The following is a 26,344-nucleotide window of genomic DNA, read 5'->3' on the forward strand; positions in this document are numbered from 1 at the left end:
CGAATGCCGAGTGCCACGTGTACATCGGACCAAAGTTGTCAATTATCACTTTAGCTTCGGCCGCCACTGATTCCAACCGCCTTCGCTCCGCGTCGAGTTGTTGAATAATCACCGGAATACCGGCGACGACGGTCTCGCAGCACGATCGCGGTGCCCGCGATCACTGCGATGAGAAGGCCCGTGGTGGCCAGCACATAGACCGAGATCCGGGTGATCCGCTCCTGCCGGGTCTCCCCCACCTGGAGGGCGATCGCCTCCGGTCCGACGGGACCGTCCGACACCGCACGATCCGGGACAGGGGCGTTCACCGGGTGTTCGTCGTCGTTGAGAGCGCGCACCGGATCGACCACTCCCCACCCGATGAAGTCATCCCGGCCCTTGACCGCGCGTTCAGCGGTCTGCTCGATCTGGGCTACCACCTGGGACTGCGTCCAGCGCGGGTGTTTCGCCCGTAGGAGGGCAGCGACTCCGGCGACGTAGGGGGCCGAGAAGCTGGTGCCGTTGTCGACACACTGGCCGCCCTTCGGCACGGTGGACACCATGTCGACACCTGGCGCCGCGACCCCCACGAAGGCCCCGGTCTGGGAGAACGGCGCCCGCTCGTCGTTGCGGTCCGAAGCGGCCACCGCCAGGACGCCCGGATAGGCCGCCGGGTACGTCGCCTTGACCTTGCCGGCGAGACCGTCGTTACCCGCGGACGCGACCACGACGATGTTGCTGCTCAGAGCCTCGCGCACCGCGAGCGCCAGGTCGGAGTCGGCCCGCAGGGGCTTGACGGTGTCCTGGGAGATATTGATGACGCGGGCGTGCTTCGCGATGGCGTGGCGGATGGCCGCCGCCATCGTCGCGGCGGTGCCGGTGCCTTTGTCGTCGTTCTGCCGGATGGGGATGATCGTCGCTTCCGGGGCGAGACCGACGAACCCCGTGCCCTGACGCGGGCGGGCCGCGATGATGCCGGCGACCTTGGTGCCGTGGCCGACGAGATCGGTGGTGCCATCACCACCGCCTCCCTTGCCCTTGGATTTCGAGGCATCCGTGGCCGGGTCCTGGGACTCGTCCTTCGACGGCGGAAGCAGGTCGGTTCCGGACGCCCGGTCAACAGCGGACTTCAGCTGCGGATTGGTGTCGTCGACACCGGTGTCGATCACCGCGACCCGGACCCCCTTTCCCTTGGTGTCCTGCCAGAGCTGGTCGAAGACCAGCCGCTGGAGTGCCCAGGGACGGCCCTGAATCTGCTTCGTCATCGGAAAGGTGCACTCGCCGCTGCCCTCGGAACCCGTCTGCGGGTCGGAGCCCTGTGCTGCCGCGGAAGCCTGCGCGAACCCCGGCAGGCCGGCGCCCGCCGCGCACATCAGGAGCAGCACGACGGCCGAAGAACGGAATCCATTGCGTGTGATCATCACGCGCTTCCTCCTCTCCGCTCTCAGGAACTCTGGGGCTGTTTGGCACTGTTGGTGTCGAGCCGGGGTCCCTTGGGCAGGAGGCCGGACCAGTTGTCCGGTACCGGCAGCGGCCGTACATCCTGGTAGCCGAGCCTGATCTGGGCCTGGTTGACCTCGGCAGCCGGCACCTCCGACGTCCCGGGCGTCGGGTCGGCCCCGATCTTGGAGGGATCCGCGCTGCTGTCGTTGTTCGTCTGCACGGCGTAGCGCAGCCCGGTATCCGTCACCAGAAAGAGCGAACCGGTGTTGGGGGAAGCTCCGTTGAACTGCCGGTACAGCACACCGCTGCCCGGCGTGACGTACGCGCTGGTGGCCCCGTCCTGGAAGCGGACCGGATACCCGGGGCCGGCCCAGGTGGTCAGTTTCGGCACGCCCGCCGAGGTGACGCCGTGCAGCACGTTGCAGACGGTTCCGGTCCGGGCCGACGTGTCGTTGGCCTGTGTCGGGACGTTCTTCGGCCAGCCGTACTTCGCGTAGAACTCGTCCGGGGAAGAGGTGAAGGACTGCGGTCCGACTTCGGTGGCCTGCGCCTTCTGGCCCAGCACCTCCGCCTCCGGGCTCGTCAGGAGCAGCCTGGCGACGAGGTCGGACACGGGCGCAACCGCCCCCGGCAGGACGACGTACTGCTGCATGCCGGTACCGGCCACGGCTTTGAGTACCGTGCCCACCTTGTCCAGGCGGGGGTCCAGGCCGCTGACGCCGGCCGGATCACCGACCTTGCCGGGCAACCGCGGGAAGTCGATGGGCTTGCCGGCGTGCAGGGTGCCGAGCCAGTCCTTGGTGACCTTCTGGGGCTGTGCGCCCTCGCTGAACAGTGAGCGGCGCAGCACCTCGTCCCGGGCCGAGGGCTTGTCGCCTCCGGTGGTCCCGATGACGTGCTGTGTGCCGTCCGCGTCCACCAGGTAGCGCGTGCCACCCCCGCCGTCCGCCTCGACGTAGAGGGCCTGGCCGCCGTGGAGCTGCTGCTTGCCGCCCACCTTGTCCGCCTCTCGGTCGGCGAGCAGGAAGACCGCCTTCTGCACGGTGTCACCGGCGCCGGCGCCCGGCTGCTCGCAGACCGCCCAGAGCTTGTTCCGGCCCGCCTCGTCCGCGCTGGGCAGCCGGTCGGGTGCGTACGGTATGCCGAGCATCGGACCGCGCTGCAGCTTTCCGTTGTCCAGTTCGGACTCCGCCACCTGCATCACCGAGGACTTGTCCGGATCCAGGAGCAGTTTCGCGGAGGAGAAGTTCAGCACCGGGTGCAGGCGCTTGACGCCTTTGGTCTCCAGGACGACGTATCGGGTTGTCGATTCACTCCCGACGATGACGTGGGCACCGGGGTCGTCCCAGCCGTCGGGAACCTTGGGCTTGAAGATGCCCCAGGCCCCGAAGCCCGCCACCAGCAGGGCGCCCACCACCACTCCCGGCAGCAGGGCCCGCAGCGGGCGCGGCGCCCCCTCGTCCGAACCGGCTGCGGACGGTTGCAGAAAGGAGGCGACCAGCCGCTTCTTCGCGAAGGTGTAGGCATTGAGTTCGTCCCGCCGTGATGCCATCTGCCCTACTTCTCCCCGTGGTTGTAGATGCCTCGCGAACCGCCCCCACTATGCCCGGCGCCGCTCGTTCACCGCCGTGCGGGTACATGCTTCAAGGAGCCGGCCGACGCCCCTGCCCGACCGGGCAGGCCGTGAACCCCCTTCGAACCCCTCATCGCCGGGCGTGGGACAGTGGGCGGTCGCGGGCCGGTGTGCGAAACGCGTCGGTCCGACTCGCACACGCCTTAGTGCCGTGACACGGAGGGACATACCGGGGGATGAGCAGCGCGACGACCGCAGTGATGAGTGTGCACCCGCAGCCGGGGCGGATCGGTGGAGTGCGGCTGCACCAGGTGGTGTTGATGGAGGTCGCCGGCGCGCTGATGCTTATCGCGTGGGTGACGAACAGGATCCTGTTGGTGCCGATGGGCCTGGTTGCGGCGGCGCTGGTGCTGCTGGCGGTGCTGCGGCGGCGAGGGCGGCCGGTGATGGAGTGGCTCACCGCCGTCATGGCCCTGCGTCGGCGGCTGAGGGCCGCGCGACGGCCGTGGTCCGCGGAAGGGGTGGACCCCGCGCTGGCGCCGGTCGTCGAGTGCGAGGCGGCGCTGCGGACGTACACCTACACCGACCGGCAGCGCGAGCGCACGATCGGGATGGTGGGTGACGGAACGTTCCTGACAGCCCTGCTGCTCGTGCAGCCACGGGACGAACCGCTGCGGATGGCCCGGGAAGCGCGTCCGCTGGAACTCGGGTTGCTGCACGACGCCCTGGAGGTGGACGACATCCGGCTGGAGTCGGTACAGGTCGTGCAGCACACGCAGCCCGCGCCCGGACCGCACCTGCCTGAACAGGCCGCGGCGGCACGGTCGTACGCGCCGCTCCAGGCCCAGGCCGGTACCCCCGCGATCCGGCTGACATGGATCGCGCTGAAACTCGACCCGGAGCTGTGTCCGGAGGCGGTGCAGGCACGCGGCGGCGGCATCGACGGAGCGCAGCGCGCGCTGTTGCGGGCCACGGATCAGCTGGCAAGCCGACTGGCAGGGGCGGGATTCGACGCTTCGGCCCTGACCGAGGCGCAGGTGACGTCCGCCCTCGCGACCTCGGCCGGGGTGAACCCGCAGGCCAGCGCGCTGGCGGTGCGGACGGATGCGCCGCTGCGGCGCACCACGGAGTCCACCCGCGCCTGGCGCTGCGACGACCGTTGGCACACGACCTACTGGGTCGGCCGCTGGCCGCACCTGGGCGCGGGTGCTGCGCCATCGGCACAACTGGTGGCACTCCTGACGTCGATGCCGGCGCTGGCCAGCACCTTCAGCCTGACGGTGTCGCGCGGAACCGGTGGCACACCGGCCGTCAGCGGATATGTCCGCCTCACCGCCCGCGGGAGTGATGAACTGGTCTCGGTGCGACGGCAGTTGGAGCGCGCCGCACGAGGAGTGAAGGTCGGCCTCGTACGGCTGGACCGCGAACAACTGCCCGGCGTGCTGGCCACCTTGCCCCTCGGAGGTACCCGTTGACCGCCCCCCGTATGACGCCCCCCGGCACTACCGGTCCGGCTGCTCCCGCCCCACCGGCGGCCGGACGGGGCAGGGCCGGGTTCGGACTGCTCGGCCCACGCCGCGGCCGGCACGTACTGCCCGTGGAACAGCTCGCCGCGCTGTCGCTGCCGCTCGGTGACGACGGAGTCGTAGCGGGCGTCGACGCGAAGGGGAAGCCCGCGGTACTCGGCTTCTTCCGCCCCTCCCAGCTCGATGTCGTGGTCATCGGCAGTGTGTGGACGGCGCAAGTACTGGCGCTGCGCACAGCCGGCACCGGTGCGCGCGTCGCCGTCGAGACGGCCAGGCCGCAGGCGTGGACGGGACTCGCGCAGGCCGCGGGCGGCGGGCAGCAGTGCATGACGGTGCACGACGTCAAGCAGGTGGGACCGCAGGGCGCGTCGGTCACCAGCCCCGTCCTGGTCGTGAGGGACTGCGGTATGCGCCCGCCGCGCAGCCGGCTGGCGACCGGGCCGTGGCAGTCCGTGCTGACGCTGCTGCCGTTCCTGGGCCCGACGGCGCCGAGGCTGCTCGGCAACGCGGGACTGGTCGGGATCCAGCGGGTCTCCCCGGAGGAGGCCGCGGTCCTCGCCCGGATTCTGCGGCTGCCCCGGGTACAGGCGGAGGCGCTGCCCGTACTCGGCGACGACATGGTGCTGTGGTGTACGACTCAGCACCGGAAGTTGGTCAAACTGCAACCGACCGATGTCGAGGCCGGGCTCATCGGAACCCCGCGCCGCCTGGACTGACTTGATCCTTGATCTGTGCGGTGGGTCCGCGGGTCCGCTCGTCGGGGAGCACAGCTGGTGCCGGGGGGCGTCGCCCGCCCACTGACGACGAGGAAATCCGACGCTGGACGACCACGCTGGACGGGCCACGCCGGTCGGCCGAGTCGGACGGGCCGCGCTGGACGGCCACGCCGGCGCGGGCCGGAAGCGGGCCGCCCCCGAACCGCTCGTGATCGACGCCGTGCCGGCCGATCGCGAGCGGTTCGGCTGACGAGCCCCCCGCCCTGCTAAGGCAGCACCGGCAGCAGCACCGGCAGGTGGCCGTCCGAGGCGGCGGCCGCCGTGACCCGCTCCTCGGGGACCTCCCCGTACAGCGTCGTACGCGGCTTCGCCGGCCGCCCGGCCAGCTCGGCGATGGCGACCAGGTCCTGGATGGAGCGGTACGAGCCGTAACTGGAGCCCGCCATCCGGGAGATGGTCTCCTCCATCAGCGTGCCACCCAGGTCGTTGGCACCCGAGCGCAGCATCTCGGCCGCGCCCTCCGTGCCGAGCTTGACCCAGCTGGTCTGGATGTTGGTGATGTGCGGGTGGAGCAGGAGGCGGGCCATGGCGGTGACGGCCCGGTTGTCACGGTCGGTGGGGCCGGGGCGGGCGATGCCGGCCAGGTAGACCGGAGCGTTGGTGTGGATGAACGGGAGGGTGACGAACTCCGTGAAGCCGCCGGTCTCCTGCTGGAGCCGGGCCAGGGTCCGCAGGTGGCCGAGCCAGTGGCGGGGCTGGTCGACGTGGCCGTACATCATCGTCGACGAGGAGCGCAGTCCCACCTCGTGGGCGGTCCTGATGACCTCCAGCCAGGTCGCCGTCGGCAGCTTGCCCTTGGTGAGGACCCAGCGGACCTCGTCGTCCAGGATCTCGGCCGCCGTGCCGGGGATCGAGCCGAGCCCGGCCTCCTTCGCGGCGAGAAGCCAGTCGCGGATCGACATGCCGGTGCGGGTGGCCCCGTTGACGACCTCCATCGGCGAGAAGGCGTGCACGTGCATGCCGGGGACGCGTTCCCGCACCGCCCGCGCGATGTCGAAGTACGCGGTGCCGGGCAGGTCCGGGTGGATGCCGCCCTGCATGCAGACCTCGACCGCGCCGACGTCCCACGCCTGCGCGGCCCGGTCCGCGACCTGGTCCAGGGAGAGGGTGTACGCGTCGGCGTCGGTGCGCCGCTGGGCGAAGGCGCAGAAACGGCAGCCGGTGTAGCAGACGTTGGTGAAGTTGATGTTCCTGGTGACGATGTACGTGACGTCGTCACCGACCACGTCACGGCGCAGGGTGTCCGCGATCCGGCAGAGTTCGTCGAGTGCCGGGCCGTCCGCGTGGAGGAGGGCGAGGGCCTGGTCGTCGGTGAGTTTCGTCGGGTCGTCGGCGGCCTGGCCGAGTGCCTGGCGTACGTCGGCGTCGATGCGGGACGGGACCATGCCGGGGGCGGCGGCCTCGCGGAGCGCGTCCCAGTCCCCGTACACCTCGTCGAAGTCCTCGCGGCGGTCGCCGGTGCGGCCCTCGGTGTCGATGGTGCGGTGCAGGTCGGTGCGGCCGGTGGCGCCGAACTCCTCGTCGGGTTCCTGCCAGGGCAGACCGGCGGGGATCGCGTCTTCGCGGGCCAGTCCCGTCTCCGGGTCGGCGAGGGCGCGGACGTGCGGGAGGAGGCGGGGGTCGAGCCAGGGTTCGCCGCGCTGGATGAACTCCGGGTAGATGGTGAGGCGTTCGCGGAGCGTGAAGCCCGACTCGGCGGTCTTCGCGGCCAGTTCATCGATGTGGGGCCAGGGGCGTTCGGGGTTCACGTGGTCGGGGGTGAGCGGGGAGACGCCGCCCCAGTCGTCGATGCCCGCGCCGATGAGCAGCGCGTACTCGGCGTCGACGAGGTTCGGCGGGGCCTGGATACGCGCGGACGGGCCGAGGATGTGCCGGGCGACGGCGATGGCCGCGGCCAGTTCCTCCAGCTCGACGTCCGGCATGCCGCGCATCGCCGTGTCCGGCTTGGCGCGGAAGTTCTGGACGATGACTTCCTGGATGCCGTGGTAGGCGCGGGCGGTCTTGCGCAGCGCGAAGAGGGAGTCGGCGCGCTCCTCGTACGATTCGCCGATCCCGATCAGGATGCCGGTGGTGAACGGGACGTTGGAGCGGCCCGCGTCTTCGAGGACGCGCAGGCGTACGGCCGGTTCCTTGTCCGGGGAGCCGTGGTGCGGGCCGCCCGGTTCGGACCACAGACGGGTGGCGGTCGTCTCCAGCATCATGCCCATGGACGGGGCGACGGGCTTGAGCCGCTGGAGGTCGGTCCAGGTCAGCACGCCCGGGTTGAGGTGCGGGAGGAGGCCGGTCTCCTCCAGGACCCGGATCGCCATGGCACGTACGTACGCGAGGGTGTCGTCGTACCCCTCGGCCTCCAGCCACTCCCGCGCCTCGGGCCAGCGGTCCTCGGGCCGGTCGCCGAGCGTGAACAGCGCTTCCTTGCAGCCCATGGCGGCGCCCTCGCGGGCAATGGCCAGCACCTCGTCGGGCGACAGGAACATCCCGTGACCCGCGCGCCGGAGCTTGCCGGGGACGGTGACGAAGGTGCAGTAGTGGCACGTGTCGCGGCAGAGCCGGGTCAGCGGGATGAAGACCTTGCGGGAGTACGTGATGACACCCGGCCGGCCCGCGGCTTCGAGCCCGGCGTCGCGCACCCGGGCGGCCGAGGCGGCGAGATCCGTCAACTCGTCGCCGCGCGCCTGGAGCAGAACGGCGGCCTCGGTCACATCGAGAGCGACACCGTCGCGGGCCCGCTTGAGGGCCCGCCGCATGGAGTTGGTGGTCGGGCGTCCGCGCTGAGGATCGGTCATGGAGCGAGCATACGATCGAGGCGCGCGGCCGAAACCCGGGCACTCCACTGAGCAGGACACCCCGGACCGGAAGTGCCCGTACAGGCAGCCGTTCTAGTTCGGCCGGTCCTCGCGCAGCGACAGGTTCAGCCGCTCGCTCGCCAGCCGCATGTGCTCCGCCATGGCCGCGTCCGCCGCCTCCGGGTCACCGGCCCGGATCGCGTCGAGCACCGCCCCGTGCTCGTGGAGTGTCCCGCTCACCGTGCCCTCGATGTCCCCGGCCCGCTCCATCCACACCTGGAGCAGCGCCCGGATCGAGTGCAGGATGTCGCTCAGGACGGTGTTGCGGGCGATGTTCGCCGTCTCCAGATGGAAGGCGATGTCGGCGTCGATGAACGCCTTGACGTCCGTGCCCGCCTCCCGCATCCGTTCCAGGTGGCCGGCGAGGCGTTCGACGTCCTCGGCGGAGGCCCGGTCCGCGGCGAGCCGCGCCGACATGCCCTCCATGAACGTACGGACCTCCACCAGGTCCTGCGTACGCCGCTGACCGAGCATCAGCCCCCAGTTGATCGCCCGCGGCAGGAACTCCGACGTCCCCTCGCGCACGTACGAACCCGACCCCGGCCGGATCTCGATGATGCCCAGCACGTCCAGCGCGGAGAGCGCCCCGCGCACGCTGGAGCGCGCGACCCCGAGCGCGTCGGCGAGCTGCCGTTCGGCGGGCAGCCGTGTACCCGGCTTCAGATTGCCCTCGGAGAGGTGGTCGAGGAGCCGCTTGGCCACCTCGCTGACCGAGGATTCACGCACGACAGGGCGCAGAAGTGACGTCAGATCGGGCACTTCGGACTGCGTGGAATCGGGCTCTTCGGGCTGCGTGGACACGTCGCCAAGTACATCAGACGTCGCCGTGTCCGGCTGGGGCGGGAGCACGGTAGCGCGCTCATCGGTCATCTTGACCCGCTCGTCGGAGCGACGTACGTCACTTTGGTTAATTGGTGACCAATTTTGGATTCGGGGCTAGCGTGTGTGCTGTCAGCGGGCCGGACATGGGTGTTTCTCCCCTATCCCCCCTTTGTCGCCATGTGACATAGAGCCGGACAAAGCGGTCCGGGAACCGAGGAGTCTCCATGGGCGCCACCGCGCATTCAGCCGAGAGATCAGCCGTCGAGAGATCGGCCATCAAGAAGGTCTCGGTCCGGCTCGTCCCGTTCGTGGCCCTGATGTTCTTCGTGAACTATCTGGACCGGACGGCGGTCTCCTTCGCCGAGCCGAACGGAATGGGTCAGGACCTCGCCCTCACCGCGGCGCAGTTCGGCTTCGCCTCGGGGATCTTCTTCATCGGCTACATCATTCTCGAAGTGCCCAGCAACATGGCGCTGCACAAGTTCGGCGCCCGCCGCTGGCTGGCCCGGATCATGGTGTCCTGGGGCATCGTCGCACTGCTGTTCACCTGGGTGCAGAACACCGAGCAGCTCTACACGCTGCGGTTCCTGCTCGGTGTCGCCGAGGCCGGCTTCTTCCCCGGCGCGATCCTCTTCCTGAGCCAGTGGGTGCCCTCCCGGCACCGTACGAAGGTGCTCGGCCTCTTCTACCTCGCCCAGCCGCTGACCACCGTGATCGGCGCCCCGCTGGCCGGCTGGTTCATCAACCAGCACGGGCTCTTCGGCCTCGAAGGCTGGCGCGTGATGTTCCTCGGCGTGTCCATCCCGGCGATCCTGCTCGGGATCATCGCCTGGTTCTACCTGATCGACCGGCCGGCCGATGCGAAGTGGCTGACGGCCACCGAGAAGGAGTGGCTGACCGCCGAACTGGCCGCCGAGAACGCCACGAAGACCGGCGCGGACGAGAAGACGAACCACGGCCGCGAGGCCCTGAAGGCCGCCTTCACCAACAGCCGCGTCTGGACCCTGGCGCTGATCTACTTCGGCTTCATCTACGGCCTGTACGCCCTGGCGTTCTTCCTGCCGACGATCATCAACGGCTTCCAGGAGCAGTTCGACACCTCGTTCAGCGTCATGGACAAGGCCCTGATCACGGCCATCCCGTACCTCCCGGCCGCGATCGTCCTGTTCTTCTGGTCTCGGCACGCCACCAAGCACGGCGTCGGCAAGTGGCACATCGCGGGCCCGGCCGTCGTCGGCGGCGTCTCCATCCCGATCGCCCTCTACATGGGTTCGCCCGCCGCCACCGTCGCGGTCATCACGATCACCGCGTGTGCGATCTTCGCCGCGCTGCCGGTCTTCTGGTCGGTGCCGTCGCAGTTCCTCACGGGCGCCGCCGCGGCGGCCGGTATCGCCCTGATCAACACCATGGGCAACGTGGCCGGTTTCGCCGCCGGATACGTCACCGGCTGGCTGAAGGACTTCAGCGGCGACTACTACCTGCCGCTGTTCCTGGTCGGCGCCTTCATGCTCATGTCCGCCGCGCTGATGCTGTGGCTCGCGAACCGGTCCAAGGGCCAGGACGCGGGCCGGGGCCGGTCCCTCGTGGAGGCCCACTGATGACCCGTCTGTTCAACGACCCCGCCGCCTTCGCCGACGAGGCGCTCGAAGGCTTCGTCGCCGCCCACCCGCGCCGGGTCCGTCAGGTCCCCGGCGGCGTGGTCCGCGCGACCCGCACCACACCCGGCCAGGTCGCCGTCGTCGTGGGCGGCGGCTCCGGCCACTACCCGGCCTTCTCCGGACTGGTCGGCCAGGGCCTCGCACACGGCGCCGCGGTCGGCAACGTCTTCGCCTCGCCCTCCGCCCACCAGGTCCGCCAGGTCGCGAAGGCCGCCCAGACCGGCGGCGGTGTCCTCCTCGCGTACGGAAACTACGCGGGCGACGTCCTCCACTTCGGACAGGCCGCCGAGCAGCTGGCCGCCGAGGGCATACCCGCCCGCACGCTCGGCGTCACCGACGACATGTCCAGCGCCTCCCCGGCGGAGGCCCACAAGCGCCGCGGGGTCGCCGGTGACCTGGTGGTCTTCAAGGCGGCGGCCGCCGCCGCCGAGGCCGGGCACGATCTGGCCGAGGTGACCCGTATCGCCGAGCTGGCCAATGCCCGCACCCGCTCGTTCGGCGTCGCGTTCTCCGGCTGCACGCTGCCGGGCGCCGGCCACCCGCTGTTCACCGTCCCCGAGGGCCGGATGGCCGTGGGCCTCGGCATTCACGGCGAGCCCGGCATGGGCGAGCAGTCCGTCCCGACCGCCGACGGGGCGGCCGAGCTCCTGGTGGAGACCGTGCTCGGTGAACTCCCCGAGGGCGTGGACAGCCCGTACGGACAGCGCGCGGCCGTCATCCTCAACGGGCTCGGCTCGGTGAAGTACGAGGAGCTGTTCGTCGTCTACCGCCGGGTCGCCCAGCTCCTCGCCGAGGCCGGGGTGCAGGCCGTCGACCCGGAGGTCGGTGAGCTGGTGACCAGCTTCGACATGGCGGGCGTCTCACTCACCCTGTGCTGGCTGACCGACGAACTGGAGCCGCTGTGGACGGCCCCGGCGGATACCCCCGCGTACCGCAAGGGCGTCGTCGAGGCGGCGGACCTCGTCACCGTCGATGTCGAGGAGCAGACCGCCGACGACACCGTCCCGGACGCGACCGACGAGTCGCGCGCGGCGGCCCGTACCGTCCTCGCCGCCCTCCGCACCCTCAAGGACACCGTCGACACGCACGCCGACGAGCTGGGCCGGATCGACGCGGTCGCCGGTGACGGCGACCACGGCATCGGCATGCAGCGGGGCGCCACGGGTGCGTACGAAGCAGCGGTCCGCGCCGCGGAGTCGGGGGCGGGCGCCGGCACCCTTCTGCTCCGGGCCGCCGACGCCTGGGCCGACCGGGCGGGCGGCACCTCCGGCGCCCTGTGGGGCGTCATCCTGCGGGCGATCGGCACGGCGCTCGGCGACACCGGTCGGCCGACGGCCCCCGTGGTCGCCGCCGGGGTCGCTCAGGCGTCGGAGGGCGTCATGCGGCTGGGCGGGGCCGAGGTCGGCGACAAGACGATGGTCGATGTCCTCGTCCCGTTCGCCGCCGCCCTGACCACCGCCACCGGCGCGGGCCGCCCCCTGCCCGCCGCCTGGGACACGGCCGCGAGCACCGCGCGAGCGGCAGCGGCGGCCACCGCCGGTCTGCTCCCGCGCATGGGCCGGGCCCGCCCGCACGCCGAGAAGAGCCTCGGCACCCCGGACGCCGGAGCCCACTCCCTGGCCCTGATCGTCCGCGCAGTCCACCCCGTTCTCGCCACGACCCTGGAGAAGCACTGATGCCCGACCAGCCGACGCCCGGCCAACCGCCGTCCGGCCGCCCGACGTCCGACCGGCTCCGCATCGTCGTCGGTTCCGACGACGCCGGTTACGCCTACAAGGAAGCCCTCAAGAAGGACCTGGAGGCCAGCGACCTCGTCGGCACCGTCACCGATGTGGGTGTCGACGCCGACGGGCACACCGCGTACCCGAAGGTCGCCATCGCCGCCGCGGAAATGGTCGCGCGCGGCGAGGCGGACCGCGCCCTGCTGGTCTGCGGCACCGGCCTCGGGGTCGCCATCGCCGCCAACAAGGTCAAGGGCATCCGGGCCGTCACCGCCCACGACTCGTTCTCCGTCGAACGCGCGGTCCTCTCCAACAACGCCCAGGTCCTCACCTTCGGCCAGCGGGTCGTCGGCCTGGAGCTGGCCCGCCGGCTGGCCGCCGAGTGGCTGACGTACCGCTTCGACGAGACATCGGCGTCGGCCGCCAAGGTCGCGCTGATGAACGACTACGAGAACCAGCAGGAAGCCGCAGCCTGATGCCCGCCGCTCCGCAGAACCACCCCCGGGTCACGATCGGGGTGAGCCTGAAGATGTACTTCGGCCACCACGAGACCCTGAACTGGGCGCGCCGGATCGCCGACACGGCCGCCCACCACCCCGCCGTGACCAGCGGCACCGCCGAACTGTTCGTGCTGCCCGCGTTCCCCGCGATCGTCCCGGTGGCCGGCATCCTCGCCGGTACGGGGGTACGGACCGGCGCGCAGGACCTGGCGACCGAGGACACCGGCCCGTACACGGGCGAGGTCAGCGGCACCCACCTCAAGGAGATCGGCGCGAGCTACGCCGAGGTCGGGCACGCCGAGCGCCGCCGCCTCTTCGGCGAGGGCGACACCGTGGTGGCCGCGAAGACGGCGGCCGCCCTGCGCAACGGCCTCACCCCGGTCCTCTGCGTCGGCGAGCTCGACCCGGTCGCCCCCGCCGAGGCGGCGGCCCGCACGGTCGCGGAGGCGGCACGCATCCTGGCCACGGCCGCCCACGACGGCGCGCCCGCCCCGGTCGTCATCGCGTACGAACCGCAGTGGGCGATCGGCGCTCCCGAACCGGCCTCCCCCGAGCACATCCGCACGGTGTGCGAGGCCCTGACGGCCTGGCTGGCCACCGGGCCCGCCCTCACCGGCAGCCGGGTGATCTACGGCGGCAGCGCGGGCCCCGGCCTGCTGACCGAGCTGGGCACGGGCGTCGGCGGACTGTTCCTGGGACGTTTCGCCCACGACCCGGCGGCGGTGGAACGCATCCTCGACGAGGCGATGGCCCTGCACGCCCCCGCTACCGCCCCCGCCGCCGCCCACTCCGTGGAAGGAGCGGCCCGATGGCCTACGGACTGAGCACGTACGCCTTCTTCTGGCGGATTTCCGAGCGGGCCCCGAAGCCGCTCACCGTGCACGACATGCTGGCGCAGACCCGGGACTTGGGCGGCGAGGTCTTCCAGATCTGCGACTACCCGCTGATCGAGACGTTCGACGACGCGCAACTGGACGCGGTACGCGCCACAGCGGCCGAGTACGGCATCACGCTGGAACTGGGCACGCGTGGCGTGCGCACCGAACACCTCCTCGACCACCTCCGCATCGCGCGGCGCCTGGGCGTCACTCTGGTCCGCTCGATGCTGAACACGGCGGACCACCGGCCTTCCGTGGCCGAGGCGACCGCCCTGCTGCGCGAGGCCGTCCCCGCGTACGCGGCGGCGGGCGTGACGCTCGGCCTGGAGACGTACGAGCGGGTCTCCACCGACGACCTGCTGTCCGTCGTACGCGGCGTGGACAGCCCGTTCCTGGGTGTCGTGCTCGACCCGGGCAACAGCGTCGCCCGCCTCGAACGCCCGGTGGACGTCGTCGACGCCACCGCCCCCTACGTGGTGAACATCCACGTCAAGGACTTCTCGTTCTCCCGCCGTGACGGCTGGGTCGGCTTCACCTTCGCCGGCTGCCTCCTCGGCGAGGGCCTCCTCGACTACGGCCACCTGATCGACAAGGTCCGGCCGGACGAGAAGGGCATCAACCAGATCGTGGAGCACTGGCTCCCCTGGCAGGGCGATTTCACCGCGACCGCCCGCCTGGAGGACCAATGGACCCGGCACAGCATCAACACCCTCATGAGGAGTAAGTAATGGCCACCGAAAACACGACCGCATCCACCACCGTTGCCGTCATCGGGGCCGCCGGCAAGATGGGCCAGCGCGTCTCCGACAACCTGGTCAAGAGCGACTTCACCACCCTCTTCGCCGAGAACTCACCGGGGGGCCAGGAGCTGATCCGCGAGCTCGGCCGCGAACTGACCGACGGCGCCGAGGCGGCGGCACGGGCGGATGTCGTGATCCTCGCGGTGCCGGACGTCGTGCTCGGCAAGGTCTCCGAGCAGCTCGTCCCGGTCATGAAGCCGGGCGCGATCCTGCTGACCCTGGACCCGGCCGCCGCGTACGCCGGTCTGCTGACCCGCCGCGCGGACGTGCACAACGCGGTGGCGCACCCCTGTCACCCGTCGGTGTTCCTGGAGCGCACGACGAAGGAGGAGTGGGCCGACACCTTCGGTGGCATCGCCGCCCCGCAGGAGGTCGTCGCCTCCTTCGAGCCCGCCGCCGAGGCCGCCGACCCGAAGGCCCAGGAGCTGGCCGAGGCCGTCATCTCCACGATGTACGCCCCGGTCGTCGAGGTCCACTGGGTGACCGTCAAGCAGCTCGCCGTCCTGGAGCCGACCCTCGTCGAGACGATCGCCTGCATGGTCGGCGCCCTGCTGACCGAGGCCCTCCACGAGACCGTCCACACGGTGGGCGTACCGGAGAAGGCCGCCCGCGCGATGCTGCTGGGCCACACCCAGGTGGCGCTGGCCAACACCCTCAAGGGCTCGAACCCGTTCTCCGACGCGTGCCTGATCGCGATGGACTACGGCCGCGAGTCGATCGTCCGCGACGACTGGAAGAACGTCTTCGACGACGCCGAGCTGGACAAGGTCATCACGCGGATGCTCAAGATCAAGGAGATCAAGCGCTGACCTGACGCTTTCGGCACTTTCGGTTCCGTACGGGCCGGGCACCCCGCCACGGACGGGCGCCCGGCCCGTACGCGTCATGACGCGGGAGGGAGGCGGGGCTGCCCGCACACCTGGTGCGTGGACGCGGGCCGCGTCGGCCGGCCGTCACGTGAACCTGTGGCACGCGTACGCGTCGAAAGGGCCCTCGCCACCCCTCGGCCACGCTCCATGCCACCATCGTCAGGCTGCCGAGGAACGCCCGTCCGCAGAGACTTCATCGGGTCGGCCGCTGTCGTGCGCGGTAAAGGAAAACGCTGAGGTATCACCGTCCAGATCGATGGTGAGTGAGGCATCCAGCGCCTTGGCAAGGCGCGTCAGCAGGGCCAGGGTCGGCACGGAGTCACCGCCCTCGATGTGGGAGATCTGCGGTTGTGTCATCCCTGCACGACGGGCCAGTTCAGTCTGCGACAGTCCCAGTTCGGTTCGTCGGTCGTAGACGGCCTGTCCCAGCGCGAAGGCGTACCCGGCCTCGACGTACGCGGATGACTCCTCAACCGTCTCGCCCAGGAGCTTCCTGGTCTGTCGCGTCTTCCACTGGGAATGGTCCACGGCTATTTCTCCTCACTCCGGTCATAGCTGTGTTCTGCCGCGCCGTGGTCTGCCTCGCACACCTTTTGCGCTTGCTGAGCACGCTCCACCTCAGCAGTCTCGCGCTGCTTGGTCTTCCGGAACACCGTCAGCAACACAATGCGCTTCTCGGGAGCGAGCCAGTAGGTGATGCGCACTGCACTGCCGTCCATGGTGAAGCGCAGCTCACGTAACTTGCCACCAAGATGTCTGGAGTAGGGCTCGGCCAGAGTGGTGGGCTTGTCCGCGAGCATGTCAGCGGCCCGTTCGACCTTGTCGTACTGGGCATCGGCAAGCAGTGCCAGCCATTGCCGAACCTCCGGCTCGATTTCGATTCGCCAAGGCACGTCCACGAGCACGACTATACAAAAATTTATATAGAGCGGGAGTCGAAACGTTCACTTGTGAGCTGCGAGCCCCGTTCGGTCCTGACGCCGGATCGCGTGTCGTTCTCCTGCCGGTACGGGCCGGGCGCCCCGCCACGGACGGGGCGCCCGGCCCGTACGCGCGTCGTAACCGTGCCGGCTCCAGGCCGTGCGGCGCGAACCGCCGGTCGGCATCGGGCCCGTCGCGACAGGACGGTCCACGGCACCGGGAGGCCGTCGCGTACACAGCTTCGGCAGCAGATCCTTGCCCATGGCCTGCATAGCCTCGAAGGTGATGTCCAGGCCCTGCCCGTTCATCGGATTCTCGTTGATCCTCTCGGACGGGCCTCCCGACCCCTGAGCCGGCCCGTAACCGGAAGCTTCTGTGCGTCCCGATAAATCGCTGGATCCGGCCTCGACACATTCGCACCGGGCACCGGGCACCGCAATCACTGCCCGCACTGCCTGACCAGCCTGCACGTCGATCTGCGGATACCGGGCGACCGCGCGTCCGACTGCCGCGGGCGGATGACGGCACTCAGTCTGTCCGTAAGGCAGGACGGCGAGTGGGCGGTCATCCACGAGTGCCTGACCTGCGGCGAGTTGAGCGCCAACCGCATCGCGGGGGACGACAACGCCCTCGCCCTGATGCGGATGGCGGTACGCCCGCTGTCGGACACCGCCATCCCCGTACGAGCACTGCTCACGCTCTGACACGGGGGCGCCCGGTCACCGCCGTCACGGCGACGGCGGTGACCGGGCGCCGAGGGCGGTGCGCGCGCCGTCTGGCGTGTCCGGGTCTGGCCGGCCGCTCGCGGAGCCGCGCGGCTCGGGCATGGTCGAGAAAAAACGTGACGTGTGGGGGGTGTGGTGTCACGTTGTGCGGATGGGTGTCCGGGACCCGTGAGCCCTGCGCTTGCGGCCGGTGACGGTCGGACGTATCACTCGGAGAGCAGCGCGTTGAGTTCGGGGAAGGCGATGCCTTGGGCGAGGGAGTCGTAGTCGCCGGTGCCGAAGAGCTTCTGTGCGGCGCGGCGGGCGACGGCGTAGGCGGCTTGTGCCACGCCCGAGCCGAGACTGATGCGAGCCACGCCGAGGGCGCCGAGCTCGGCAACGGTCGGGGCGCCGGGACCGGCCATGACGTTCAGCGGTACGGAGATGTCCCTGGCCAGCGCCGCGATGGTGGCGGTGTCGGTGACGCCGGGGACGAAGACGCCGTCCGCGCCCGCATCGACGTACATGTGCGCCCGGGCCAGGGTTTCCTTCAGCCGCGTGTCCGGGTCGCCGAGCCCGAACAGGAAGGTGTCGATACGGGCGTTGAGGAACAGGTCCGCGCCTGCCCGGTCGGCGCTCTGCCGGGCCGCGGCCAGCCGCGCCGCGAGCTCTGCCGGAGGCCGGGTGCCGTCCTCGATGTTGACACCGACGGCGCCCGCCGCGAGCACCCCGGAGACCGTTTCGGCAACGCCGGCGGCGTCGTTCCCGTACCCGCCCTCGATGTCAGCGGTGACCGGAACCGCGACGGCGGCGACGATTCGGGCGATCAGGTCAAGTGCTCGGTCGCGGCTAAGGACGTCGCCGTCCGGAGAACCCAGCGACCAGGCGACGCCGGCACTGGTGGTGGCGATCGCCGGGGCGCCCGCGGCCTCGATGACGCGGGCGCTCGCAACATCCCAGGCGTTGGCGAGCGGGAGGGGTACGGGCGGGATGTGCAGGGAGCGGAAGAGGCGGGCTTTGTCCGACTGTGTGGTGGTCACGGACGCAGTCAAACACCGACCGCCGCCCATCGTCTGGCAAGAATCCGACATGGACGTCGGCCTCGGATCAGTCGGGCAGAACGAGTGGTTCGACCGTTCCTAGCCAGTGTGCATGAGTGAGTCTTGGACCCACTGATGTGTACTGGGCGCATCCCGAACGGTGTTGGATGCACTCGGTCCCCGCTTTCGCGTCCCGTTCGGCGGCACGTCTCCAGGGGCGTGGTCCGTTGCGGGTGGGCGGGTTCCGTCACGCCCCCGTGCACCTGGCCCGGCCTGGGCGGTCCGATGCCCCGCACGATCTCTCCGGTCGTGTGGGGGCGGTGCCGTCCGACGCCGGACCGGGTGTCCGAGGGCGCGTCGTCCGATCGCGATACCGGCGGCATCATGACGGGACATCTTTCGCTTGGGGGTGACCAGTGGCTTCTGCCAGTGCTGGGCACCCCACATCGAGGTGTAGGCGGGGTCGACCGCGACAATGCTCAGGCCGTGTTCGGCGGCCATGGAGACCAGCCGGGCCTTGAGCTTCCCGGTCGGAATACCGGAGATCAGCTGCCGGAACCGTTTCCTGCGACCATGTTTCTCGCGGGTCTTCTCGGTCGTGAAGTCGAGGTCTTCGATGGCGATCGCGGTAACACCGGCCTGCTTGGCCCAGTGGAGCAGGCGGGTCAGTGCGTGGCGGATCTGTGCGTCGCGGTGAGCGGTGGTGCCGGACAAGTCGTAGGGGAAGCGGTGCGGGTCGCCGATCGGATTGCCATGCTGGTCGAGGTGGTAGGCGGCGAAATGATCAGCGTTGGTGTCCACGCCGATCACGCCCCGGGCGCGGGCGGTGGCCAGCGGGATGGTCTGGACGGCGGGGCGTTGCCAGGACGCGGTGAGGTACCAGCGGCGACGGTCGGTGTCGAGGTGGATGCGGTAGGCGACGGACCGGTTCGCGACAATGCGGTCGGCCCACTCCTGGCCCCGGTGCGTGAATGCCACGGTGGGGGTGAGGGTGTACCGGCCGTGCTTGGCGTTGGCCAGGTGTGCGAGCGGGGCGGGCAGTTTGATGCTGACCTCGCCGTCCGGGGTGACGCGGATCGTTTCGTTCCCGAACCGCTTCCCCGACTCGCCGTCGGCAGCGATGAACCAGCGCTCCGCCTCCCAGCGTTCCCGCCACTGTTCCTCGGTCAGCCGGGCCTGGGTGAGGTGGTGGCGGGTGTTGAGAAGGCGTCTGCCGCCCCGCACGACCCGGACGCGTCCGGCCTGCCGGTCACGGACCGCGGCAGCATGCCGCGCTTCCAACGCCGCGAGACGGCGGGACTTGTGGAACCACTCGCCCTTGGAACGGTAGCCACCGGCTGCCCGCTTGGTGCCCCTCGCGCCGACCGGGAGGGACAGGCGGTGCCGCAGCGTCCCGATCCCGGCCTCCAGACTCCGGATGTGCGCGGCCTGGCAACGGCGCGCCAGCGCCCACTGATCATGCGTGGCCTTGGTGATCGCCCCCGCGATCCGCGACGACGACTGTGCGGTCAGGTCCCGCTTGCGCGAAGCCCAGGTCTCCTTGCTGTGCTCCAGACCATCCGCACAACGGGCCCTGAGATCACGGGAAGCGAGCGCGCCCTGATGCTCACCGACCGCCCGCAGAACCTTCTCGTCCTGGGGCGTGAGGTGCTTGAGACGGTCCCGAACCGCCACCCCGCAAGGCCCGGGCACCACGAACGGTGCCGCCAGCTCCCGCACACCACCCACCACAACACCCCCTCCCACGAGACCGGACACCCGCTACCCAGCCCAACGAGCACCAGCCGCCAAGGTCACCCATTCGGCCCCAGAACCCCCGTTCCCACCCCCGCGAACCCGCCGACAGGACCCACTCCTGCTCACTAAAACTCACTTCAGCTCAGCAAACCGACAGCAGCTCACAACCGTTCACAGACAGCAGTTGCAGAGGCTCTTGGGTGCCGGCCGCATGCGAACTGTGGAACTTCAGGTCATGACAACCGACCGGGAAGAGCACCCCAGCCTGGATGCCTCGTTCACGCTCCTCACGCCCAAGGGCCGCCAGGAGGCGGCGTACACGGAGACATACGGTCATGCGCGGCTGATCACTGACCCAGAGGAAGTCCGGGTCTTCAGCGAACGCTATGGGATCATCCGAGCGCAGGCTCTCACCCCGAGGGAGTCCCTGACGCTGATCGAGAAGATGCTGGGAGAGCTATGAACACCGAGCAACTGCACTGGTTCAAGAGCAGCCACAGCGACGGCGAAGGCGGCAACTGCATCGAGGTCGCCTACGACTGGCGCAAGTCCAGTCACAGCTGCGGAGAGGGCGGCGCCTGCGTCGAGGTCGCGACCTGCCCCACCACCGTCCACATCCGCGACTCCAAGGTCACCCAGGGCCCCCACCTCGACGTCGCCCCCGCCACCTGGTCGGCGTTCGTCGCGTACGCGCAGCTGGGGTAGCCGCCCTGGGGAAGGCCAGGGAGACGATGTGGCCGTCGAAACCGAACGAACCGGCGATCCCGGCGGCCCAATTCCCCCGACGGTGCAAGCCCATGCACGATCGTGATCCCCGCGTGATCCCCACCCCGTAACCTCCCGTCGGCCAGGGGATTTGCGGGGTACGCAATCAAGGCGGGGGCAGGACATGACATACCGGCGCGCAGCGATACCGGCACTGGCCGGAGGACTGCTGCTCACGGCACTTCTGTGGTGGGCGGGGGCGAGCGTGAACGCGCTGCACCTGTCGGGCACCGCCGACGCGATCGGCGGGCGGGCGGCCGCCGATCTCGAATACTGGCTCAGTCCCTGGTCGTACGATCCCCCGGACTCGGTCCGGCTCGGCGCCGAGGTGTCCGGCGGGATCGGGGACACGGCCGTGACCGACGGCAGCCGCTACCTCTCGCTGTACGCGACCGGGATGCAGATCAGGTTCGTCGCGGTCTTCGCCTTCTTCATACCCGGGGCGCTGCTCCTGGTACGCAGGCTGCCGCCGGTACGCGGCCGGCTCGTGGCCGCACTGCTCGCGGTGTGGGCCTGGGGCCTGGTGGCCGGGACGCTGGCGGTGACCGTCTCCGCGCCGTGGCTGATCGCCGCGCGGGGGCGCGGCAGTTACCGCTTCCTGCCCCAGTTGGCGGGGGTGATCTCCTCCGGGCGGCAGATCCTGACGTTGATCGCGCTCGTCGCGGCGGCGGCCACCGTGCTCGTGGCGTGGGTCACCGCCAAGGGTGCCGGTGTGCTGCCACGGCAGAACGTTCCGGCACGCGCCGCCCGCCTGGCCGCCACCTCCGGGACCTTCGTCGTCGCGCTGTCCTTGGTGGTCCTCTCGTACCAGCCGGTCGCCGCGACCCTCCAGAGCGTCCCCGTGTCCGGGCGGCTGCTCTCCGAACCGGGCGATCTCCTGCGCCAGTGGCTGCTGCTCGGGGCCTGGGCGGGCCCGGCGGGTGCGCCGGTCGGCCACTGGCTCCTGTACCGCGCCCCCGACGTACTGCTGCTCGCCGTGGTGTGGTGGTCGCTGCGGTGGCTGCCCGCGCTGCTGACCCGGGCCACTGTTCCGGCGATGGCGGTCGGCACGGTCTGTGCGACCGTTATCGGGCTGCTGGCGAGCCAGTTGCTGCAGATCGTGACGACTGCGTCGGACTCGGGCATGCGCTGGGGGCTCGTACACCTGTCAGCCGGCCTCGGTGGCGGCGTCCCGGCCGCCCTGACCTGCGGTCTGGTGGCGGGCGTCGCGGCTGTCGTGACACTGCGGTTGACCGCAGGCCGCACGGAATCCACCGACGCCACGGCCCCCGGCCCGCCTGCCGCAATGCCGGACCCGCACGGGTGAGGGTGTCCCTATCCTGTCCGGATGACCACTTTCCCAGAACTCGTCATATTCGACTGCGACGGCGTACTCGTCGACAGTGAACGAATCGCCGTGCGCATCCAGGTCGAAGTGGGTGCCGAGCTGGGGTGGCCGCTCACGGCGGACGAGGTGATCGAGAAGTTCGTGGGCCGGTCGGCCGCGTCCGTCGGCGAGCTGATCGCCGCCCGTCTGGGGGCGGGCCCGGCCGCCGCCTGGCAGCAACGCTTCGAGGACCTCAACCGCGACGCCGTGGACACCGAACTCGTCGCGGTCGACGGCATCCACGAGGCGCTGGCCGCCCTCACGTTGCCCACCTGCGTGGCGTCGAGCGGCAGCCACGAGAAGATGCGCCACACCCTCGGCCACACGGGTCTCCGCGCACACTTCGAGGGCCGGATCTTCAGCGCGACCGAGGTCGCACACGGCAAGCCCGCCCCCGACCTCTTCCTCCACGCGGCCCGGCAGATGGGGGTGGATCCTGCGGCCTGCGTCGTCGTCGAGGACAGCAAGTACGGGGTCCAGGCGGCACGTTCGGCCGGTATGCGAGCGCTCGGCTACGCGGGCGGGCTGACCCCGGCACACTGGCTGGAAGGTCCGGACACCGTGGTCTTCGACGACATGCGCAAACTGCCGACACTCCTGACGGAGATCTGACTGCTGATCACCCCGGTTTCCTCGCACGTAGGGAACGTCGGGGCGAGCTCCACTCTGTTGGCCGGGCCCCTCACTCCCAGTGAGGGGCCCGGCCTTTTTGATCACACTGCCGATGTCAGCGGGCGACCGCCTTCGTCGCCTTGCTGGTGGCGGAACCGCTGGCGTGGCCGGTGCGGCGGGCGGTCACCTTCACGGTGATCTTCTTGCCGCGCTGCGCGGACTTGAGCGTCAGCGACGACTTGGTCGCACCCTTGATCACCTTGCCGTTCTCGTACCACTGGTAGGCGTACGAGGTCGGGGCGGGCGTCCAGGTGCCGTGGGCGGCCTTGAGCGTGCGGCCCACCTTCGCCGTGCCGGAGATCGTGGGCTGCTTGGTGGCCTTGGGCGCGCTGCCCGTGGCGATCTTGACCGAGGCGGTCGTCGCGGAGCCGTTGGCGTGGCCGGTTCGGCGGGCCGTGACGGTGACCGTGACCTTCTTGCCGAGCAGTGCCGCCGGGACGGTGTACGTGGACGCGGTCGCGCCCTTGATCGCCTTGCCGTCGGCCTTCCACTGGTAGGCGTACGAGGTGGCGGACGGAGTCCAACTGCCGGACGCGGCCGTCAGCTTGGCGCCCACCTTCGCCGTGCCGGTGATCTTCGGGGCGGTCGTCGCCCTGGGCGCCGCGCCCTGGGCGGCCGTGACCGCCGTCGAGGTGGCCCGGACGTCCGGGGTGCCGGTGCGGCGGGCCGTGACGGTGACGGTGAGCTTCTTGCCGAGCAGTGCCGCCGGGACGGTGTACGTGGACGCGGTCGCGCCGCTCACCGGCTTGCCGTCGGCGTTCCACTGGTACGCGTACGAGGCCGGGGCGGGCGTCCAGGTGCCGGTGGTCGCGGTGAGGCGGTCGCCGACGCGGGCCGTGCCGCCGATCGTCGGCAGTGCGCTGTTCCTGAGCGAGGCCGCTGTGACCTCGAAGGAGCCGAGCCCGTACTCCCAGTTGTTGTGGGTGATGACGCCGAGGTACCAGGTGCCGACGGGGGCCCCGGTCAGGTCGAGGACGGCCGTCAGGGTCTTCCGGTCCGCCGAGACCTCGACGGTGGTCGATTCGATCACCTTGCCGGAGAGCTGGATCTGTACCTTGTCGTCCTTGTGCAGGGACGTGCCGGTCACCCGGACCGTGACCTTGCCGCCGGCGGCGCCGGTTGCCGGGGAGACCGACCCGACGCTCACCTTCTCCGGGCCGCAGATGTTGGACGAGCAGACCGCCTCGGCCTTGTACGAGGTCCTGGATGCCGTCTCCGGCAGCGAGAGGACGAGGATGCTCGGTGTGGTCTCCTTGGTGTACGGCTCGCTCACGCCGCATTCGTAGCCGGTGGGGATGAAGCGCATGCAGCCGTTGTCGAGGCTCGAGTCGTACAGCGCGGGTACCGCCGTCTCGGTGGCGCCCGTCGTGTCGCTGATCTTCATGTCGAAGCGGTCGCGGTACGCGGTGGGCAGCGCGGCGCAGACCGCGGTGTGCTGCTCGTCGAGGGTGCCGGTGACCGGTCCGTATCCGTAGGCGACGCTGGGGACCTTCTCGCACTCGGCGGCCGGTCCCTGCGCGCCGGCGATGCGCAGGGCGTCGAAGCGGTAGGAGTCGGCGGCCTTCAGCTCCGACCGGACGGTGACCAGGACCTGGTAGTGGGTGGAGCCGGTGACGGCGCACGCCTGGTTCTTGTTGCACAGGGCGGTGCCGTCGGCGTCGTACACCACCACGTTCGCGGTGCCGAGCGCATCACGGACGTTGATGTGCAGGCTGTCCTTGGCGTCGGCGGTGGTCACCTGGCGGCAGCGCAGCTCGCCGGGGGCGCCCATCGCGCCGCCGGTGGACGGACCGCCGACCTTCGTCGCCGGATTCGGGGTACAGCTCTTCGCGGTCGCGGTGACGTCACGGCGGGTCAGGGTGTAGTCGGCGGCGGTGTCACGGCCGGTGACGAGCACGGTGTGGGCTACGCCGGGCGCCAGTTCGCAGGTCGTCCAGGTGGAGAGGGACGAGTAGATCGAGCAGACCTGCTTGCCGTGGGGGTCCAGGACGGTGAAGGCGGCGGCGGCCGTGGTGCCGGGGGCCGCCTGGAGCTGGAGGTTCTCCTGGGCGCTGTGGTCGTCGGCCGGAATGCTCAGGCAGTGCGAGAAGACACCGTCACCGGTGGAGAGCCGGGCCGTCGGACTCGTCGTGGTGAAGTTCCCCGCCGGAATGGCGGGACAGTTGCTCGCCGCGTCGGTGCGGTGCAGGGCGAGGGCGTACGAGCCGGTCGGCTCCGACGAGTCGTCGGTGGAGACCAGGGCGCGGAACGGGGCCTTGCCGGTGAGTGCGCACGTACCTGCCGAGAGGTCGCTCCGGTCGCATCGCTGAACGCCGTCGGCGTCGACGACGGTCACCTCGGGGCGCGGCTCGGTCCCGTTGAGGGACTTCAGCACGGCCAGGCGGGCGTCCGCGGGGAGCGGCAGGGCCAGACAGTCGATCTCACCGGCCGAGGTGAACGTGGAGCGGTACAGGCCGAGTTCGACGGGCTCGCAGCCGGTGGTGGCGGAGCCGTCGAAGATGAGGGTCGGGTCGTCGGTGAAGACGGTGTAGTCACCGGCGGCGGGAAGGCTGCAGCCGTTCCAGGTGGTGCAGACGGTCTTGCCGTCCCGGTCGTACACGGCGAGCACCGAACGGGCGCCGTCGTGAACGGAGTACACGTTGTAGCGTCCGGCGGCCGGGGCGGTGAACGTCTTGCAGCCGCTGGCCGGGTCCGCGGTCGTGGGTGCGGAGTTGTACGCGCTCAGGGGGACGTGGGTGCAGCCGGCCGGGTCGGAGATGCGGCGGACGGTGAGGGTGTACTCGGCCGGGAAGCCCCGCTCTGCGTAGCTGACCTGGGAGAGGACCCGGTACGGGCCGTCGCCGGACAGTACGCAGCCCTCACTGTCGTCCTCGTTGAAGGGGTGGCAGATCCGGGCACCGGTCTCGTCGGTGATCCACGACATGCTCTGGCCGTACACGGTCGTCGTGATCTTATTGGTGATCCGCTCACCGGGCCTGCCCGTGAACGGCTGGCACTGGATCGCGTTCGCCCCGGTCGCCGAGCCGACGACGGGTGCGGTGTCCCAGGCGGTGCTGATCTCCGGGGCGCAGCCCTTGGTGGTGCCGAGGGGAACGACGGCGACGGTGAGCCTGCTCGGCTCGGCCCAGGTGTTCACCAGTTGGAGCGTGAAGGCGCCCGCACGGGGCAACTCGCACCAGCCGGCGCCCCATTCGGGGTCGTAGCAGTCGATCTCCGTCTCGCCGTCGAAGACATGGGCGTACGTGTTCGCCGCGCTGTCGATGAGCACGACCTTGTGCAGGCCGGGCGCCTCGGCCGTGATGGTGAGGCAGGCCGTCCCGTCCGAGGGAACGGTCACGACGCCTTCGGCCGGGACGTCTTCGCCGAAGGCGGAGAGAGGCAGCGCGGCACAGTTCTCGTCGGCCGGGGCGGCAGCCGCGGGTGCGGGGGCCGCCTCGGCGGCGTACGCCCGGCCGGCGCCCGCGGGAATCAGTAGGGAGAGCAGGACGGACAAGGTGAGCAGCAGAGCGGTGTGTGCCGCGAATCTCGCGGCCGTACCTGGGCGGTTGGGCATTCCGTTCCCCCCGGACCGGTGAAGTGAGCACGTTCCGCCGGGACTTCGCGAACGACGAGCGAACGCGGTGCGGCCCGGAACGCACGCAACATGTGTGCGATTTGTAAAGACCGCATATGATAATCGCACACACGCGCCGTCCTGCGAACCCGTATTGCGGCCGGATGCCGGATGCCCGGAGAAGCGCCCCGCTAC

21 protein-coding genes and 2 pseudogenes are annotated in these 26,344 nt (G+C 70.5%); 13 read left to right on the plus strand and 10 right to left on the minus strand.

Features of this window, described 5'->3' with window-relative positions:
• Positions 1 to 50: 50 nt before the first annotated feature.
• Together mycP and eccB are read right to left on the minus strand one after the other, a co-directional pair.
• Positions 51 to 1,244, minus strand: coding sequence for a type VII secretion-associated serine protease mycosin (mycP, locus tag OG306_RS15825; protein ID WP_371666246.1), 1,194 nt, complete (start codon positions 1,242 to 1,244; stop codon positions 51 to 53).
• Between the two features lie 179 nt (positions 1,245 to 1,423).
• Positions 1,424 to 2,974, minus strand: coding sequence for a type VII secretion protein EccB (eccB, locus tag OG306_RS15830; RefSeq protein ID WP_371665401.1), 1,551 nt, complete (start codon positions 2,972 to 2,974; stop codon positions 1,424 to 1,426).
• A gap of 317 nt (positions 2,975 to 3,291) precedes the next feature.
• Here eccB and eccE point away from each other — a divergent pair, with 317 nt between their 5' ends.
• Both eccE and OG306_RS15840 read left to right on the plus strand, forming a co-directional pair.
• Positions 3,292 to 4,470, plus strand: coding sequence for a type VII secretion protein EccE (gene eccE, locus OG306_RS15835; RefSeq protein ID WP_323184048.1), 1,179 nt, complete (start codon positions 3,292 to 3,294; stop codon positions 4,468 to 4,470).
• Between the two features lie 11 nt (positions 4,471 to 4,481).
• Complete coding sequence (locus OG306_RS15840) at positions 4,482 to 5,237, plus strand: hypothetical protein (protein ID WP_371666247.1); 756 nt, start codon at positions 4,482 to 4,484, stop codon at positions 5,235 to 5,237.
• 266 nt (positions 5,238 to 5,503) lie between these two features.
• On the opposite strand, the gene OG306_RS15845 is transcribed toward OG306_RS15840, so the two are convergent.
• Both OG306_RS15845 and OG306_RS15850 read right to left on the minus strand, forming a co-directional pair.
• Entirely contained in the window at positions 5,504 to 8,083 is a 2,580-nt protein-coding gene (locus OG306_RS15845) for a bifunctional FO biosynthesis protein CofGH (RefSeq protein ID WP_266906316.1), read from the minus strand.
• A gap of 93 nt (positions 8,084 to 8,176) precedes the next feature.
• A complete protein-coding gene (locus tag OG306_RS15850; protein ID WP_266746815.1) occupies positions 8,177 to 8,944 on the minus strand; it encodes a FadR/GntR family transcriptional regulator in 768 nt (255 codons plus the stop codon).
• A gap of 245 nt (positions 8,945 to 9,189) precedes the next feature.
• Between OG306_RS15850 and OG306_RS15855 the strand changes: the two genes are divergently transcribed.
• The 6 genes from OG306_RS15855 to OG306_RS15880 are packed head-to-tail and all read left to right on the plus strand — an operon-like array spanning position 9,190 to position 15,331.
• The gene (locus tag OG306_RS15855) at positions 9,190 to 10,563 is read left to right on the plus strand and encodes an MFS transporter (RefSeq protein ID WP_371665402.1); all 1,374 of its coding nucleotides are present in this window, start codon (positions 9,190 to 9,192) and stop codon (positions 10,561 to 10,563) included.
• On the plus strand, positions 10,563 to 12,299 hold the full coding sequence (locus tag OG306_RS15860; protein WP_266906312.1) for a dihydroxyacetone kinase family protein: 1,737 nt from the start codon (positions 10,563 to 10,565) through the stop codon (positions 12,297 to 12,299). The genes OG306_RS15855 and OG306_RS15860 overlap by 1 nt, the downstream gene beginning before the upstream one ends.
• Positions 12,299 to 12,820: a ribose-5-phosphate isomerase gene (locus OG306_RS15865; protein ID WP_371665403.1), complete on the plus strand. Its 522-nt coding sequence runs from the start codon at positions 12,299 to 12,301 to the stop codon at positions 12,818 to 12,820. Before OG306_RS15860 ends, OG306_RS15865 begins: the two co-directional genes overlap by 1 nt.
• Positions 12,820 to 13,668 carry a triose-phosphate isomerase family protein gene (locus OG306_RS15870; protein ID WP_266746819.1) on the plus strand — a complete coding sequence of 283 codons (849 nt, stop codon included), beginning with the start codon at positions 12,820 to 12,822 and terminating at the stop codon, positions 13,666 to 13,668. The genes OG306_RS15865 and OG306_RS15870 overlap by 1 nt, the downstream gene beginning before the upstream one ends.
• On the plus strand, positions 13,653 to 14,450 hold the full coding sequence (locus OG306_RS15875) for a sugar phosphate isomerase/epimerase family protein (protein WP_371665404.1): 798 nt from the start codon (positions 13,653 to 13,655) through the stop codon (positions 14,448 to 14,450). The genes OG306_RS15870 and OG306_RS15875 overlap by 16 nt, the downstream gene beginning before the upstream one ends.
• On the plus strand, positions 14,450 to 15,331 hold the full coding sequence (locus OG306_RS15880; RefSeq protein ID WP_266906308.1) for a phosphogluconate dehydrogenase C-terminal domain-containing protein: 882 nt from the start codon (positions 14,450 to 14,452) through the stop codon (positions 15,329 to 15,331). The genes OG306_RS15875 and OG306_RS15880 overlap by 1 nt, the downstream gene beginning before the upstream one ends.
• Before the next feature lie 219 nt (positions 15,332 to 15,550).
• On the opposite strand, the gene OG306_RS15885 is transcribed toward OG306_RS15880, so the two are convergent.
• Genes OG306_RS15885 through OG306_RS15895 form a run of 3 tightly spaced genes read right to left on the minus strand, consistent with a single transcriptional unit; the run spans position 15,551 to position 16,620 of the window.
• On the minus strand, positions 15,551 to 15,919 hold the full coding sequence (locus OG306_RS15885) for a helix-turn-helix domain-containing protein (protein WP_266746822.1): 369 nt from the start codon (positions 15,917 to 15,919) through the stop codon (positions 15,551 to 15,553).
• A 2-nt stretch (positions 15,920 to 15,921) separates the two neighbouring features.
• A complete protein-coding gene (locus OG306_RS15890; RefSeq protein WP_266746823.1) occupies positions 15,922 to 16,290 on the minus strand; it encodes a type II toxin-antitoxin system RelE/ParE family toxin in 369 nt (122 codons plus the stop codon).
• A 45-nt stretch (positions 16,291 to 16,335) separates the two neighbouring features.
• Positions 16,336 to 16,620 (minus strand): hypothetical protein, encoded by a 285-nt coding sequence (locus OG306_RS15895; RefSeq protein WP_371665405.1) that lies wholly within the window; start codon positions 16,618 to 16,620, stop codon positions 16,336 to 16,338.
• Between the two features lie 108 nt (positions 16,621 to 16,728).
• Here OG306_RS15895 and OG306_RS15900 point away from each other — a divergent pair.
• Positions 16,729 to 17,016: pseudogene (locus tag OG306_RS15900) on the plus strand (RNHCP domain-containing protein); the annotation flags it as partial.
• A gap of 227 nt (positions 17,017 to 17,243) precedes the next feature.
• Here OG306_RS15900 and OG306_RS15905 read toward each other — a convergent pair.
• Both OG306_RS15905 and OG306_RS15910 read right to left on the minus strand, forming a co-directional pair.
• Positions 17,244 to 18,056, minus strand: a complete 813-nt coding sequence (locus tag OG306_RS15905; protein WP_371665406.1) for an isocitrate lyase/PEP mutase family protein — start codon at positions 18,054 to 18,056, stop codon at positions 17,244 to 17,246.
• 99 nt (positions 18,057 to 18,155) lie between these two features.
• Positions 18,156 to 19,784 carry an IS200/IS605 family accessory protein TnpB-related protein gene (locus OG306_RS15910; RefSeq protein ID WP_371665407.1) on the minus strand — a complete coding sequence of 543 codons (1,629 nt, stop codon included), beginning with the start codon at positions 19,782 to 19,784 and terminating at the stop codon, positions 18,156 to 18,158.
• 178 nt (positions 19,785 to 19,962) lie between these two features.
• Here OG306_RS15910 and OG306_RS15915 point away from each other — a divergent pair.
• From OG306_RS15915 to OG306_RS15930, 4 genes and pseudogenes are all read left to right on the plus strand, one after another.
• A pseudogene (locus tag OG306_RS15915) lies at positions 19,963 to 20,256 on the plus strand (Scr1 family TA system antitoxin-like transcriptional regulator); the annotation flags it as partial.
• Complete coding sequence (locus tag OG306_RS15920; RefSeq protein ID WP_266746826.1) at positions 20,253 to 20,498, plus strand: DUF397 domain-containing protein; 246 nt, start codon at positions 20,253 to 20,255, stop codon at positions 20,496 to 20,498. The pseudogene OG306_RS15915 and the gene OG306_RS15920, both read left to right, overlap by 4 nt.
• 184 nt (positions 20,499 to 20,682) lie before the next feature.
• Entirely contained in the window at positions 20,683 to 21,864 is a 1,182-nt protein-coding gene (locus OG306_RS15925; RefSeq protein ID WP_266746827.1) for a hypothetical protein, read from the plus strand.
• A gap of 21 nt (positions 21,865 to 21,885) precedes the next feature.
• On the plus strand, positions 21,886 to 22,536 hold the full coding sequence (locus OG306_RS15930) for an HAD family hydrolase (RefSeq protein ID WP_266746828.1): 651 nt from the start codon (positions 21,886 to 21,888) through the stop codon (positions 22,534 to 22,536).
• Between the two features lie 115 nt (positions 22,537 to 22,651).
• Here OG306_RS15930 and OG306_RS15935 read toward each other — a convergent pair whose 3' ends face one another.
• A complete protein-coding gene (locus tag OG306_RS15935; protein ID WP_371665408.1) occupies positions 22,652 to 26,149 on the minus strand; it encodes a hypothetical protein in 3,498 nt (1,165 codons plus the stop codon).
• Between the last annotated feature and the right edge of the window lie 195 nt (positions 26,150 to 26,344).

The sequence above is a fragment of the Streptomyces sp. NBC_01241 genome (genome assembly GCF_041435435.1).
Taxonomy (GTDB): Bacteria; Actinomycetota; Actinomycetes; order Streptomycetales; family Streptomycetaceae; genus Streptomyces.